Source organism: Lebetimonas sp. JS085, from assembly GCF_000523295.1.
Taxonomy (GTDB): domain Bacteria; phylum Campylobacterota; class Campylobacteria; order Campylobacterales; family Nautiliaceae; genus Lebetimonas.
In genome coordinates, this window is the sequence record NZ_ATHR01000003.1 from 1 (window position 1) to 13894 (window position 13894).

20 protein-coding genes are annotated in these 13894 nt (G+C 31.1%); 16 read left to right on the forward strand and 4 right to left on the reverse strand.

The window, feature by feature from the left end:
• Positions 1-81: 81 nt before the first annotated feature.
• Positions 82-354: a putative sulfate exporter family transporter gene (locus DZ68_RS0109120; RefSeq protein ID WP_024788289.1), complete on the reverse strand. Its 273-nt coding sequence runs from the start codon at positions 352-354 to the stop codon at positions 82-84.
• Positions 355-451: 97 nt separating this feature from the next.
• On the opposite strand from DZ68_RS0109120, the gene DZ68_RS0109125 reads away from it, so the two are divergent.
• The 3 genes from DZ68_RS0109125 to DZ68_RS0109135 are packed head-to-tail and all read left to right on the forward strand — an operon-like array spanning position 452 to position 2219.
• The gene (locus tag DZ68_RS0109125) at positions 452-1324 is read left to right on the forward strand and encodes a LysR substrate-binding domain-containing protein (RefSeq protein WP_024788290.1); all 873 of its coding nucleotides are present in this window, start codon (positions 452-454) and stop codon (positions 1322-1324) included.
• Complete coding sequence (locus DZ68_RS0109130) at positions 1321-1743, forward strand: hypothetical protein (RefSeq protein ID WP_024788291.1); 423 nt, start codon at positions 1321-1323, stop codon at positions 1741-1743. The genes DZ68_RS0109125 and DZ68_RS0109130 overlap by 4 nt, the downstream gene beginning before the upstream one ends.
• Entirely contained in the window at positions 1740-2219 is a 480-nt protein-coding gene (locus DZ68_RS0109135) for a permease (protein WP_024788292.1), read from the forward strand. The genes DZ68_RS0109130 and DZ68_RS0109135 overlap by 4 nt, the downstream gene beginning before the upstream one ends.
• On the opposite strand, the gene DZ68_RS0109140 is transcribed toward DZ68_RS0109135, so the two are convergent.
• Complete coding sequence (locus DZ68_RS0109140; protein ID WP_035907612.1) at positions 2216-3175, reverse strand: radical SAM protein; 960 nt, start codon at positions 3173-3175, stop codon at positions 2216-2218. The two genes, DZ68_RS0109135 and DZ68_RS0109140, sit on opposite strands and share 4 nt — an antisense overlap.
• Positions 3176-3242: 67 nt before the next feature.
• Here DZ68_RS0109140 and DZ68_RS0109145 point away from each other — a divergent pair, with 67 nt between their 5' ends.
• From DZ68_RS0109145 to DZ68_RS0109170, 6 genes are read left to right on the forward strand one after another with little or no spacing between them, the layout of a single operon-like run.
• The gene (locus tag DZ68_RS0109145) at positions 3243-3596 is read left to right on the forward strand and encodes a diacylglycerol kinase (protein WP_024788294.1); all 354 of its coding nucleotides are present in this window, start codon (positions 3243-3245) and stop codon (positions 3594-3596) included.
• 1 nt (position 3597) lies between these two features.
• On the forward strand, positions 3598-4734 hold the full coding sequence (locus DZ68_RS0109150; RefSeq protein WP_024791046.1) for an MFS transporter: 1137 nt from the start codon (positions 3598-3600) through the stop codon (positions 4732-4734).
• Positions 4715-5146: a hypothetical protein gene (locus DZ68_RS0109155; protein WP_024791047.1), complete on the forward strand. Its 432-nt coding sequence runs from the start codon at positions 4715-4717 to the stop codon at positions 5144-5146. The genes DZ68_RS0109150 and DZ68_RS0109155 overlap by 20 nt, the downstream gene beginning before the upstream one ends.
• 31 nt (positions 5147-5177) lie before the next feature.
• Positions 5178-5444 (forward strand): DUF2018 family protein, encoded by a 267-nt coding sequence (locus DZ68_RS0109160; RefSeq protein WP_024788297.1) that lies wholly within the window; start codon positions 5178-5180, stop codon positions 5442-5444.
• Positions 5437-5814, forward strand: coding sequence for a hypothetical protein (locus tag DZ68_RS0109165; RefSeq protein ID WP_024788298.1), 378 nt, complete (start codon positions 5437-5439; stop codon positions 5812-5814). The genes DZ68_RS0109160 and DZ68_RS0109165 overlap by 8 nt, the downstream gene beginning before the upstream one ends.
• Before the next feature lies 1 nt (position 5815).
• Positions 5816-6676 (forward strand): polyprenyl synthetase family protein, encoded by an 861-nt coding sequence (locus DZ68_RS0109170; RefSeq protein ID WP_024788299.1) that lies wholly within the window; start codon positions 5816-5818, stop codon positions 6674-6676.
• Here DZ68_RS0109170 and DZ68_RS0109175 read toward each other — a convergent pair.
• Complete coding sequence (locus tag DZ68_RS0109175; protein WP_024788300.1) at positions 6669-7331, reverse strand: ParA family protein; 663 nt, start codon at positions 7329-7331, stop codon at positions 6669-6671. The genes DZ68_RS0109170 and DZ68_RS0109175 overlap by 8 nt on opposite strands.
• A 110-nt stretch (positions 7332-7441) precedes the next feature.
• On the opposite strand from DZ68_RS0109175, the gene ppk2 reads away from it, so the two are divergent.
• The 5 genes from ppk2 to DZ68_RS0109200 all read left to right on the forward strand — a co-directional run bounded on the left by ppk2 (position 7442) and on the right by DZ68_RS0109200 (position 11799).
• The gene (ppk2, locus tag DZ68_RS0109180) at positions 7442-8347 is read left to right on the forward strand and encodes a polyphosphate kinase 2 (RefSeq protein WP_024788301.1); all 906 of its coding nucleotides are present in this window, start codon (positions 7442-7444) and stop codon (positions 8345-8347) included.
• Between the two features lie 108 nt (positions 8348-8455).
• A complete protein-coding gene (gene trpD / locus DZ68_RS0109185; RefSeq protein WP_024788302.1) occupies positions 8456-9439 on the forward strand; it encodes an anthranilate phosphoribosyltransferase in 984 nt (327 codons plus the stop codon).
• Between the two features lie 13 nt (positions 9440-9452).
• Positions 9453-9866 carry a tRNA (adenosine(37)-N6)-threonylcarbamoyltransferase complex ATPase subunit type 1 TsaE gene (tsaE, locus tag DZ68_RS0109190; protein WP_024788303.1) on the forward strand — a complete coding sequence of 138 codons (414 nt, stop codon included), beginning with the start codon at positions 9453-9455 and terminating at the stop codon, positions 9864-9866.
• Positions 9851-10570, forward strand: a complete 720-nt coding sequence (gene lptB / locus DZ68_RS0109195) for an LPS export ABC transporter ATP-binding protein (RefSeq protein ID WP_024788304.1) — start codon at positions 9851-9853, stop codon at positions 10568-10570. The genes tsaE and lptB overlap by 16 nt, the downstream gene beginning before the upstream one ends.
• Entirely contained in the window at positions 10567-11799 is a 1233-nt protein-coding gene (locus DZ68_RS0109200) for an RNA polymerase factor sigma-54 (RefSeq protein ID WP_024788305.1), read from the forward strand. Before lptB ends, DZ68_RS0109200 begins: the two co-directional genes overlap by 4 nt.
• Here the strand turns inward: DZ68_RS0109200 and ybeY are convergent.
• A complete protein-coding gene (gene ybeY, locus DZ68_RS0109205) occupies positions 11782-12195 on the reverse strand; it encodes an rRNA maturation RNase YbeY (protein WP_024791048.1) in 414 nt (137 codons plus the stop codon). The two genes, DZ68_RS0109200 and ybeY, sit on opposite strands and share 18 nt — an antisense overlap.
• A 78-nt stretch (positions 12196-12273) precedes the next feature.
• On the opposite strand from ybeY, the gene queC reads away from it, so the two are divergent.
• Positions 12274-12945 carry a 7-cyano-7-deazaguanine synthase QueC gene (gene queC / locus DZ68_RS0109210; RefSeq protein WP_024791049.1) on the forward strand — a complete coding sequence of 224 codons (672 nt, stop codon included), beginning with the start codon at positions 12274-12276 and terminating at the stop codon, positions 12943-12945.
• A 104-nt stretch (positions 12946-13049) separates the two neighbouring features.
• The gene (argB, locus tag DZ68_RS0109220) at positions 13050-13889 is read left to right on the forward strand and encodes an acetylglutamate kinase (RefSeq protein WP_024788308.1); all 840 of its coding nucleotides are present in this window, start codon (positions 13050-13052) and stop codon (positions 13887-13889) included.
• The last annotated feature ends 5 nt before the right edge of the window (positions 13890-13894 follow it).

Genomic DNA, 13894 nt, shown 5'->3' on the forward strand with positions numbered 1-13894 from the left:
AGATGTGTATAAGAGACAGGATAATAAATGTAAAAGTTACAATCATAGTAGATGCGAAAATTCCAGGAATTCCTACAGCCGCTATGTTTGAAATGTGATTCTGAATCCGTAAAATATGATAGCGGCCCTAAGCAGGGTTTTTGTTGAAAAATTAATTCCAGGATTCCATTCTTGGGGCAGATGATTTCTCAAGGTATTTGCATAAAAAGCTCCTATAACTATACCTATAATCAAAGGTGAAAGTCCTAAATTTTTAAAAAAAGAAAAACTTGCAATATACCATGCTGCAGTTGAAAACAGCCCCACAAATAAAATTCCGTTTAGTGTATGGGGTAATTGGGTTTTTGTAAACATATAACTCCTTTTTTTTTGTGAAATTATAAATATTTGTTTTAGGTTTAAAAAATTAAAAAAATTTGTTAAAATAATTAAAAAAATTAATGGATAAAAAATGACCCTTAAAGAATTGAATATATTTTACGAACTTTGCAAATATAATTCTCCTAGTGCGGTTGCCAAAAGATTAAATATTTCTCAAAGTGCGGTATCACTTGCATTAAAATCCCTTGAAGAGGATTTGGGAGTTAATTTATTTAACAGAATCGGAAAAAAACTTGTTTTAAATGAATACGGCCGTGTTTTTAAAGAAAAAACATATAAAAATTATACCGAGTTAATAGATGCCAAGCATCTTTTCAATGAAAATAATTTAATAGGAGAAATGAATATTATTGCCAGTAAAACCATAGGAAGTTTTGTTTTACCTGAAATTATTTATAAATTTAAACAAAATTATCCCAAAATTTCAATAAATAAAAAAAATGAAAATTCAAAATTTATTGTTAATTCCATTCTTGAGGGAAAAAGCGATTTTGGTTTTATTGAAAGTGAAATTGAAAATAAAAACATAATCAGAGAAAAAATCGGGGAGGACAGGCTGATAATTGTAAGCAGTGATAAAAAATTAAAAAAAGAATACTTTATAGATGAACTTTTCAATAAAAGATGGATTTTAAGAGAAACTGGTTCCGGTACAAGAGAAATGTTTTTAAATGCAATTTATGATATCGATTTACCTGTTTTTTATGAAACAAACTCAATAAGCGAAATAAAAATGCTTTTAAAAAATCCTGATGTAATAACCTGTATTTCCGAATATGCTGTTAAAGAAGAAATAAAAAGAGGTGAATTATTTAAAATAAAAATAAAGAATTTAAATTTAAAAAGGGATTTTTATCTTGTTTATCATAAAAATAAAATAAAAACCAAAATATTCGAAAAATTTAGTGAATTTATAAAAAAGAATTTAAAGACCATTCAATGAAAAGATTTTTTTTTATTTTAAAAAATTCTTTTAAAGAGCTAATTTTTATGCTCCCTCTTTTTTTAGCAGTAATCGGGCTTGTGGGGCTTTTTCAGGTTTTTGTATCAAAAGATTTATTGGCTTCTTTTTTTAGCGGAAATCCTGTAACGGATACGCTTAGCGGAACTGTTGCGGGGGCTGTGGCCGTGGGGCAGGCGATTGTCAGTTATATTATAGGCGGAGAACTGTTAAAAGAAGGGGTCTCAATGTATGCTGTGAGCTCTTTCATTCTGGCATGGGTAACTCTTGGTATTGTCCAGCTTCCGGCGGAAGCTGAGATTTTAAGTGTTAAATTTACAGTTTACAGAAATCTACTCTCCTTTATTTTTACCATTATTGTTTCTGTGTCTGTTGTATTGACACTAAAGTCAATAAATTGAATTTTCGTGGAATAAAATTTTTAACAAGTGTTATAGTTGTATATACAATTGTTGCTGTTTTCAATTATGATAAATTTGTTTTTGCTTTGGAAAAAAGTGAAAAAATTTTAATAAGAATAATACCGATTTTATTGGTAGTGGTTTTAATAACGGCTATTATAAATTATTTTGTAAGCCCTAAAAAACTGATTAAATATTTTTCAAATAAAAAAATGGGATATTTTATAGCTTTAATTGCGGGTGTTGTTTCCCACGGTCCAATGTACGGATGGTATCCTCTGATTGAAAATTTGATAAAAAAAGGTTTAAATTACGGATATATTGCAACTTTTTTTTATGCAAGGGCTATAAAAGTTCCGCTTCTTCCTGTTATGCTAAATTATTTCGGCTGGAAATTTACTTTTTTTATTTCTTTGTATACACTGATTGCGGCACTGATGGAAGGGCTGATTATTGATAAAATTTTTAAGAATTAAACAGCTTCTTTTTTTAAAATTCTTGAAAAATAATAATGGTTGTTGTAAAAAGTTTTTTTTATTAACTGTTTTTTTATAAGATTTTCAACATTCTGCCATGAGGCATTGGATTTTTTTAAAAATTTCTCAAGTGCGTCTTCTCTTATCGGATGCACTGATGTAATGGCAAGGATGTCTTTTTCAAAATCATTTGTATATGTAAAATTATCTCCTTCGTATTGAACTAAAAGTTCGGTGTTTAACCCGTAATCATTGAAAATTAAATATGCTCTGTTTATATCTTCTTCATCCGGAATTTGAATATTATTTTCTGCCGGAGGTCTTATTGGAATTGAAATATAGGCTTTATTAGGATTTAAAGTTTTTATAAATCCGGCTGTTTTTTTAAGGGATTCTTCATCGTCATTTATGTTTTTTACAAGCATTGTTTCGGTATTTAATAAACCTTTGTATTTTTTTGAAAAATCAATATATCCTTTTTTTATATCTTCAAAATTCAATTTTCCGTGGGGTCTGTCTATTTTTTTCCAGACGGATTTAACTGCGAAATCAACTTTTAAACTGACCCACTCAAATTGCATTAAATCGTTTTGCACATCTTCCCTGTACATTAAAGAACCGTTGGTTATTATTGCAAGTTTTATGTTAAATTCTTTTAAAAGGTTCGCTTCTTTGGCTAGATTTATGTCTAAAGTAGGTTCTCCGTCGGGCACAAATGCAAGATAATCAATTTTTTCGTTTTTTTCTTTTAAAGAAGAAATCCTTTTTTTTGCACTTAAATAAATATCCTCAGGATTATAAAAAGATTTTCTTTCAATGCTCATTTTTAAAGTGTTTCCCAGCTGGCAGTAAATACACGCATATGAACATATTTTTGCAGGAATATTGTTTATTCCCAGACTTCTTCCAAGTCTTCTTGAAGGAACAGGCCCGTATGTCAGTTTGTTTATATCCATTTTTAAGCTTTCAAATTTTTAATATTTAAAATTATAACATAGTATAATTTCATAAAAAAAGAAAAAAATGAAACCGAAATATTCTTTAAAAAACAATTTTTTATATGCAATGGACGGTGCAAAAGAAGTATTTAAAGAAGTTTCTTTCAAAATAGAAATATTCTTTTTTGTTTTGATGAGTGTTGTATTGGTAATACTTCCTTATCCTTTGTGGGCGAAAATATTTATGTTTTCAAGTATGCTTTTCCCGGTTATTGCGGAAATTTTTAACACAGCTATAGAAAAAACGGTCGATTTGGCAAGCGAAGATTTTCATCATTTGGCGAAAAAAGCAAAAGATATTTCCGCATTTGGGGTTTTTGTAAGTGTTTTTATACCTGTTTTTGTCTGGGGAGGGTTTATAATTTATTTTTGGAGTTAAAATGATAAATAAAAATATTGTGGCTTTAGGGTTTGTAAGTTTTTTTACGGATATGGCAAGCAGTATGGTTACTTCTATTTTGCCTCTTTTTATTGTTTACGTTTTAAACGAAGGTGTTGATAAACTGGGATATGTCGTTGCAATTGCAACTTTTGTGTCATATATTTTCAGAATTTTTTTTGGTTTTTTATCCGACAGATATCAGATTGTAAAACCGTTTGTTGTTACAGGTTATATAATTTCGGCCGTTACAAAACCTTTGCTTTATTTTTCACATACTTATAAAAGCATAGCCCTTTTAAGGGCTCTTGAGAGAATGGGAAAGGCGATAAGGGCGGCGAGCAAAGACAGTTTAATCAGCGCTTACAGCGGAGCTAAAAGTGGAAAAAGTTTCGGTTTTCATAAAATGCTTGACGTCGCGGGTGAAATGAGCGGGGCTGTGATTGCTTTTTTGGCTCTTTATTATCTGGGGAAAAATGAAAATATTTTCAGGGATATTTTTGTATTTACATTGATACCGGGAATCATAGCGGTAATAATTGTCGCTTTTTTTGTGAATGACGCCCCGTACAAAAGAAAAAAAACAGAATTTGATTTTTCAAAAGACAGAAAACTTCTTGGAATTTTAGTTATATATTTTCTGTTTATTTTTTTTATGTTTAACGATTCGTTTTTTATAATAAAAGCTAAGGAAGCAGGAATTGATATGGCTTTTATTCCTTTATTTATAGTGCTTTATAATTTTACTCAGACAGTTTCAAGTTATTATTTTGGAATTCAGATAGATAAAATCGGCAGTAAAAGTATTTTGTCTATAGGTTTTGTATTTGGAATTCTTTCTATGCTTATGCTTTTATACAATGAAATTGTTTTAGCTTTTATATTTTTGGGTATTTTTACGGTTTCAAGCTTAAATGCAATAAGGAGTTATATTTCAAAGTTTGCAGTGAATAAATCAACCGTTTATGGTATATTTTACGGAGGTGTCGCAATAAGCGGAGCTCTTGGGGCAGGTGTTATAGGAAATATCTGGCAGTTTTTCGGGGAAATGAAAGCCCTTTATTTTTCCTTAACAGGTTTATGTGTTGTGTTTTTATATTTTATTATAAAGGAGATTTATGTTAAAACCGATAATTGAACATCAAAAAGAGATAAAAGATATTTATAAAAAAATGAAATTTTTAAGGGATAATTTTAATTTGGAAAATCAGGATGCCTTTTATGAAGAATTAATGGATTTAATTAAAGATATAAGAAGTGAATTAGATTATCATTTTAATTTACAGTTTTATTCTGTTACAAATGAAAAAGCTAAAAAATTTGTTTTGAAAAACAAATTAGTAAGGGATATCCTTTTTAGGATGCTGGATTTTATGAAAGCAAAATGTGTGGAAAAAAGTATGGATGCGTTTTTGAAATTTGATGATTTTGAAGAAATTTTAAGGGCTTATTTTAAAAAAGAAAAAGGTCTTTTTATTCAGGAATTAAAATCGGTTTTAGATGAAAAAGAAATAGAAGAAATTGAAAATAATTTGCAAAAATTGATTTAATATGTTAAATTAAATAAAAAAAAGGTTTATTATGAATGATTTTTTTGATGAAAACAAAACACCCAAAGACAAATTTTTTGAAATTGTTTTTAATGCAAATAAAAATTTAGTAATTGACGAATTGGAAGACGTGTTCAAAAGGCTTGCAGCATTGGAAATTTTGGCTGAAGAGAGTTTTGGGGATGAAGTGGATCAAAAAATAAACGAGGTTGTTTTCAATAAATCTGATGAATTTGAAGAGATGCAAAATGATTTGTATATTGATACCATGTCAAAGATTCTGACAAAAAATGAATAAAATTTTTTTATTATTTTTACCTCTTTTTCTTTTGGCTGTGCCTCTCAGATTCCCGCATACTGTTAAATTAAAAAAAGACCAGCTTTTTAAAATGGATGTTTATTATTTAAAGAAAGTTTATCCGTTTGAGATGAGATGGACTTTATATATCAACGATATTATTACCGTTTTATACAGATATGATAATTTTCCAGGACAGGTTGAGCTTCAGCAGGTTTTTTCCCAAAACGCATTTAAAGTTCCCGTTGCCAAAATTCCCGATAATTATCCATATTTTTATATAAAATTTGACGGTTTTAATGGTAAAATTGCAATATTTACAATATATCTGTTTAACGGTAAAAAAGTAAAAGCGGATTTAAAGGAATAAAATGTATTTTGATATTTTAGATGATATGTTTAGGGATTTTGAAGAATATAAAGATATACAAAAAGGAAAAGGCGTCAGGGGTAAACTGATAACAATTATAAACCCTGAGGCTGAAAAACTGGCCGCTGTGGTAGAAGCAGTGCATTTGGCAAGTTTATTGCATGATGATGTGATTGACGAAGCCGACATACGAAGAGGTGTGAAATCCATTAATGCAAAATACGGGGAATTTAGTGCTGTTATGCTTGGGGATATTATTTATTCAAGGGCTTTTTACGAACTTGTTGATTTTGGTGAAAAAATAGCCAAAATTATTTCAAATGCAGTATATTTGCTTTCTCAGGGAGAGCTTGAAGATGTGAAACTCTCAAACAAAATAAACCTTGATAAAAATAAATATATGCAGATGATTTATAAAAAAACAGCTTCATTGATTGAAGCGGCATGCAGGGCGGCTGCACTTACAAAAGGTTTTGATGAAAACGATTTCGGATTGTACGGTAAAAACATAGGGCTTGCTTTTCAGATAGTTGATGATGTTTTGGATATTACCCAGGATGAAAAAACGCTTGGAAAACCAAATATGCATGATTTTAAAGAAGGAAAAACCACGCTTCCTTATATTTATCTGTTTGAAAGATTAAATAATGAAGAAAAAGAAAAATTGGTTTCACTGTTTAAAAAAGATTTAAATGAAAATGAAAAAAACTGGATAAAAGAGAAAATGCAAGAGGATTTGATTATAGAAAAATGTCTGCTGGAAGCCAAAAATTTGGTGGACAGTGCTAAAAAAGCAATTGAAAAATATAATATACAAAAATTAGAAATTCTGGCGGATAAAATTGTAAACAGGTCTAAATAATCTCTTTTAAAAGTTTTTCATAGGCTCTTGATATTTTGTCTTTGGGATATTTTTCCACTACGCTCATTTTATCAACAGCCATTCTCTCGATTCTTTCGTCTTTTGGAATATACGTTTTAAGATACTGTGATTTAGGAAGCTTTAAAATACATTTTATAATTTCCCTGTGCGTGGGCTTTCTTTCAAAGGCGTTTACAAAAAGTTTAATGTTTTTATTTAAATTCTCTTTTACCAGCTGGTTATAAGTCCTTAGTGATAAAATATTGGGAAGAACCGGAACAATTACAATGTCCGAATATTTTACGATGTCTTTTGTAAGGGGGCTTAAAACCGCAGGGGCGTCTATGATTATTATATCATATAAGTTTTTTATGTCCTGAAGTATTGTTTTTATCGAATTTTTATATCTTTCAAGTGAAGTGTCTGCTGGAATTATGTAGATATTGCTGTATTTTGTATTTTTGATTATTTTTTCTACAGGCTTTTTATAAATTTTTCTTTTTTTCGGATTTTTATTAAAAAAATAACTGCTAGCTCCCTGAATGTCTAAGTCCCATAATAAAACTTTACTGTTTTTGGCAGCCGCATATGTTAAATTAACAGATGTTGTGGTTTTGCCCACGCCTCCTTTTATATTATAAATGGCTATAATCAATAAAATCCCCTTTTTAAAAATTAAAAGTATAAAGTGACATTTTTTCATTTTTCAATTTTAACTTTTCACTTGTTAATTGGTATAATATCAAAAAATACCGGGGGTTGTAAATGCAGGAAATTAACATAAATGAAATTAAAAATCCGGAATATGTATTAGTCGGCAATAAAAAAATGAAACTGGATGATTTGATAAATGATTATGTTGAGTTAAAATATTCCAATAAAAAAGCGTTAAAAAAATATTTGCAGGAACAGCAGTTAAAGCCATATCAGGCCGAGCTTATAAAACTGCAAAATTATTTGGAAGAAAATTCTGTAAGAATGGTTGTTTTGTTTGAAGGAAGAGACGCAGCGGGAAAAGGCGGGACTATTAGAAGAATTGTCAGATATATGAACGAAAAACACTACCGTGTGGTTGCCCTTGGTAAACCGAGCGATGTTCAAAAAACCCAATGGTATTTTCAAAGATATGTAGAACAGTTTCCAAGAGGCGGAGAAATGGTATTGTTTGACCGTAGCTGGTACAACAGGGCAATGGTTGAACCCGTTTTTGGATTTTGCACTCAGCAGCAGTATGAAACTTTTATTGAAGAATGCCCTATGTTTGAAAAATCCCTTGTAATGGAAGGGACAATTTTAGTTAAGATATATCTTTCAATTTCAAAAGAAGAACAGGCTAAAAGGTTTGAGAAAAGAAGAAGAGACCCTTTGAGGCAGTGGAAACTAAGTGAAATAGACCTGCAGGCACAGGATAAATGGGATGAATTTACAGAAATGAAATATAAAATGCTAAAAGCAACTCACACGCATTACGCCCCTTGGACTGTTATCAGAAGTGATGATAAGCATTTGGCAAGGTTAAATGCTATGAAAGTAATTTTAAATGCCGTTGATTATAAAGAGCGCAACAATGAACTTAATTATGTGCCTGATGAAGGAATAGTCGTAAGCGGTGCAAGGGAAATTGAGATTATGGAAGCGGACAGAATCAGAAGCGGAAAGTTTGTAAGCTAAATTGAGAGTGAAAGTGTGAAAATGGTGAAAATAGTGAATGGTGAATGGTGAGTGGTGAGTAGCCAAGTTGCCAAGTTCCAAGTTAAAAATTTTTAATAAGGAGAATAAATGGAGTATAATGAGGCAAGAGAAAAATTTGAGAAACTTTTTAATAATGAAATGAGAGAAGATGAAGCAAAAGATTTTTTGATTGAACTCTATAAAAAAGGGGAAAGCCCCAGCGAAATAGCCGCCGCCGCTGATGTTATGAGAGAGCATTCCGTTAAACTCCCTGTGAGTGATGAACTAAGAGACAAATTAATTGATATTGTAGGAACGGGCGGGGATAAATCCAACAGTTTTAATATTTCTTCCACAACAGCCCTTTTAATATCATCTCTTGGAAGTGTTGTGGCAAAACACGGAAACAGAAGCATTACAAGTAAGTCCGGAAGTGCGGATATGCTTGAAGCTTTAGGAATTAATCTTAATCTGACTCCCCAAAATCAGGTAAAAATGTTAGAAGAGGCTCACTTTACATTTATTTTTGCAATAAATCATCATCCGGCAATGAAATATATTATGCCAATTAGAAAAAGTTTGAGTCATAGGACTATTTTTAATATTTTAGGTCCTCTTACCAATCCCGCCGGAGCAAAAAAATATTTGTTAGGAGTTTTTTCTCCCGATTTTGTGGAAAAAATTGCATCAGCCTTAACTCTTATGGATATAAATTCGGCTATGGTTGTAAGCAGTCTTGACGGAATGGATGAAATTTCAGTTGCAGCGCCAACCAAAGCTGTTTATTATAACGGGGTTAAATTAGAGGATTTAACAATCAGACCTGAAAGTTTTGGAATCAACGGGAAAAAAGAAGATTTAGTAGGAGGAGATGCAAAAGAAAATGCAAAAATCACCAGAGGAATTTTAGAAGGAGTTATAAAGGATGCTAAAAGAGAAGCAGTTTTATTAAATGCCGGTGCCGCACTTTTTGTAGACGGAAAAGCAAAATCAATTGAGGAAGGTTTAAATTTGGCTGCCGAAGCGATTGACAGCGGCAGGGCTGTAAAACATCTTAAAAAAATAATAGAAATCAGCAATAAACTAAAATAATGGAAAATGTATAATGGAAAATGGAAAATTTGAGATAAAAACAATTGAAGATTTAAAAAATGTAATTGATTGTATAAAAAATAGTGGTAAAAATATTATTATTTTAAGCGGGACTCTTGGAAGCGGAAAAACCACACTTGTTAAAGAGTTTGTCAAAAGGATGGGTATAAAAGAAAATGCCACTTCCCCCACTTTTGCTATTCAAAATATTTATGAAGGCATAATTTTTCATTATGATTTATACAATAAAGGTGTAAATGAATTTTTAAGTCTCGGGCTTTTGGATGAACTTGAAAAAGAGGGATATCATTTTATCGAATGGGGAGAAGATTTAACCCCTGTTTTGGAAAGTTTCGGAATTGAATATCTTTTTATAAAAATTACGATAGATAATGATAAAAGGCTTTTTGAATGTCAAAACTTATAGCAAAAAATCTTAAAAAATCTTTTAAAAAAAATTTAATTATAAAAGGTGTCAGCATTGAGGCTAAAAGAGGGGAGGTTGTAGGATTACTCGGGCCTAACGGTGCCGGAAAAACAACAACTTTTTATCTAATCTGCGGACTTTTAAAACCTGATAGCGGGGAAGTTATTTATGAAAACAAAGATGTGACAAAACTCCCTTTATATAAAAAAGCCAGGTTAGGTATCGGTTATCTGCCGCAGGAGAGCTCAATTTTCAGGGATTTGAGTGTTGAAGATAATTTATATATTGTTGCGGAAGAATATTATGACAAAAAAGAAAAAGAAAAAGTGGTGGAAGATTTGCTTGAAAAATTCAATATTGAGCCTATAAGAAAAAGAAAAGGTATAAATTTGAGCGGAGGTGAAAGAAGAAGGGTGGAAATAGCAAGGGCTCTTGTCGTAAAACCCAAATTTCTGTTTCTTGATGAGCCTTTTGCCGGGGTGGACCCTGTGAATGTAAATGACATTAAGCATCTGATAACTTTTCTTTCAAAGGAAAATATCGGTATAATTATTACAGACCATAATGTCAGGGAGACGCTTTCAATATGCGACAGGGCCTATGTTTTAAAAGACGGACTTATATTGACTGAGGGCAAAGCCGAAGAAATTGTATCTCATAAAGAAGTCAGAAAAAGCTATTTGGGAGAGGATTTTTCTTTATGAAATTAAAAACAAAAATAACAAATAAACTTTCTACAAAACTGCTGAATTTTTTACCGTTTTTAAAAGCAAGCGTAGATGATTTGTTTGAAGAAATAAATGAAATTTCAAAAGAAAATCCTTTTTTGGAGGTTAAAAACAAAAGATTTATTACAATCAGTAATCTTAAAAATGCCAACACTGACGAAATAGAAGCTTTAACCACTTCTAAATCTACTTTATATGAAACATTGATAAAACAGATAGAAAATTCCCACTTTTTCCCTACACAGAAATCAAAAAGCATTGCTTTAGAAATTATCCAGGATTTAAACAATGAAGGTTATTTTGAAGGTGATATTAAAAAAATAGCGCAAAAAACAGGTGTGGAGCCTGAAAAAGTGGAAAAAATAAGAAAACGTTTTATTTATCTACAGCCCTCAGGTGTAGGTGCAAAAGATATGAAAGAAGCTATGCTTTTTCAGATTGAAACTCTGAATATAGATGAAAAGGTATATAGACTTTCAAAAGCCATAATAAAAGATTTGGAGCATATAGACAGATATGTTGATGAAGATGGTTATGAAGAGAGTTTAAAAGTAATAAAACAGCTTAACATTATTCCTGCGGGTGAATTTTTTAAGGACGAGGAAATTATTCCTGAAATTATAGTTTTAAATAATGACGGAAATCTGGAAATAAAACTAAATGACGAACATTATCCCGAAGTAAATATAAATAAAAAAGAATTAAACAATGAATATGTAAAAGAAAAATTTAAAGAGGCGAGAAATATAGTCGAAGCACTTGAAATGAGAAAGGAGACTTTAAAAAAAATTGCCCTTATGATTGTTGAGATTCAGTATGAATTTTTCTTAGGCGGAGTTATAAAACCCATGAAAATAAAAGATTTGGCTGATGAGTTGGGATATGCGCCTTCCACTATCAGCAGAGCTATTGCAAACAAATATCTTTTATGTGACAAAGGTACAATACCTCTTAAAAATTTTTTTTCTTTCGGCCTGGATGAAGAAATTTCAGCAAGACAGATAAAAGAAGAAATAAAAGAGCTTATTAAAAATGAAAATAAAAGCAAGCCTTTAAGCGACGATAAATTAACGGATATTATAAATGAAAAATATAATCTTAATTTAGTAAGAAGGACTATTTCCAAATACAGGGACGCCCTTGAAATCCCCAGCTCCAGAGAGAGGAAAAAACTTTATAAAATCAATTTAGCTTCTAACAATTAAACTTTCAGGCAGATTGAATTTTTTAATTATTTCAGCCTCTTTTTGTCTCATCTCCCCGTTGTCAATTTCATGATCATATCCAAGCAGGTGCAAAAGCCCGTGGATAAAAAGCAGTGTTATTTCTTCATCAATTGAGTGACCAAAATTAACAGAGCCTTCTTTTGCCTTATCAATTGAAATTACAATACTGCCAAGTGGCATACCGGGAATATTTTCAAGAGGAAAACTTAATACATCTGTGGGTTTATCCAGTTTGCGGTATTCTTTATTTAAAGCTTTAATTTCATTATTATCTGTTAAAATCAGTTCTATATCTTTATCTGTGAGATATTCATAAACCGGTTTTAATTTGTTTATATTAAAATTATAATTACTCCTGTTGTCAAAATCTATCATTATTTTCCTTTTTTTAGTAAAATTATAATAAATAATGTAAATTTTTGATTAAGGCAGTGTTTAATATTAGGAGTAAAAATGAAAAAAGCCGTTGTAATTTTGAGCGGTGGAATGGATTCCACTACAGCTTTGTTTATTGCAAAAAAAGAAGGATATGACATAATACCTGTTCATTTTAATTATGGACAAAGAACCCAAAAAAGGGAATTAAAAGCATTTAACGATATTTGTGAATTTGCAAAAATTACCAATAAGTATATAATTGATTTGCCTTTTTTTACCCAAATCGGGGCAAGCGCCCTTGTGGATACACATCTTGAAGTGCCGACGGAGGGGATAAAACCCGGAATTCCGATTACATATGTTCCGTTTAGAAACGGTATATTTCTTTCAATTGCAGCAGCTATTGCGGAAAAAGAAAAAGCATGCGCCGTTTTTATAGGGGTTGTGGAGGAAGACAGCAGCGGTTATCCGGACTGCAGGGAAGATTTTATAAAAAAAATGCAAAATGCAATTAATGCCGGAACGAAACCTGAAACCGTTATTGAAATTAAAACCCCTTTAATTCATCTAAAAAAAGAAGATATTGTAAAAGAAGCCATTAAAGTCAATGCGCCGCTTGAACTTACCTGGAGCTGCTATAAAAATGAAGAGGAGGCCTGCGGAGTATGCGACAGTTGCAGACTAAGGCTCAAGGGCTTTGAAAAGGCGGGAATAAAAGATCCTATTAAATATAAAACGAGTTTGTAATGGTAAGCAATTTAATATTTAACAAAAAAATAAGAAATAATTTATTTAAACAGTTTTTTAAAGAAATAAAAGAATTTATAGATTTCATTTTTTAAAGGGATAAAATGCAAAAAAAGATAAAAACGGTTGAAACACTTCTTGACGCCCTTCCTTTTATAAAGGAATTTTACGGAAAAACAATTGTTATAAAATACGGCGGTGCGGCTCAGATTGACGAAAGATTAAAAGAGAGTTTTGCCATTGATATTACTATGCTTTATATGGTCGGGATAAAACCTGTTATTGTCCACGGCGGAGGCAAAAGAATTACGGAAATTTTAAACGCCCTGAATGTAAAAACTGAATTTAAAGACGGAATAAGAGTTACTACAAAAGAATCAATAAAAATTGCCGAAATGGTATTAAGCGGTGAAATTAATAAGGAAATAGTGAATATGTTAAATCAGCACGGGGCAAAAGCAATAGGTATAAACGGAAAAGATATGTCTTTTATGAGGGCTAAATCTTTAATGGGATACACCGGAAAAATTACTTCGGTTAACGGGGTTTTTATAAATAAATTGGTTTTGGAAAACTTAATTCCGGTAATTGCGCCGATAGCGGCAGGGGAGAGTGCAACTCATCCGGGATATAATATCAATGCAGATACCGCTGCAAGTGAAATAGCCGCTTCCCTTAAAGCTAAAAAAGTGATATTTTTAACGGATACGCCCGGAGTTTTGGATAAAGAGAAAAATTTAATTTCTTCTCTTACAAAAGAAGAAATAGAAAATTTAAAAAAAGACGGCACAATTGCCGGAGGAATGATTCCAAAAGTTGAAGCTGCACTTGATGCAGTGGAAAAAGGGGTTGAAAAAGCCCATATTATAGATGGGCGAATAGAGCATTCCATTTTGCTTGAATTATTAACAAGCGAAGGAATAGGGACAGAAATTAAAAATTAAGGAGA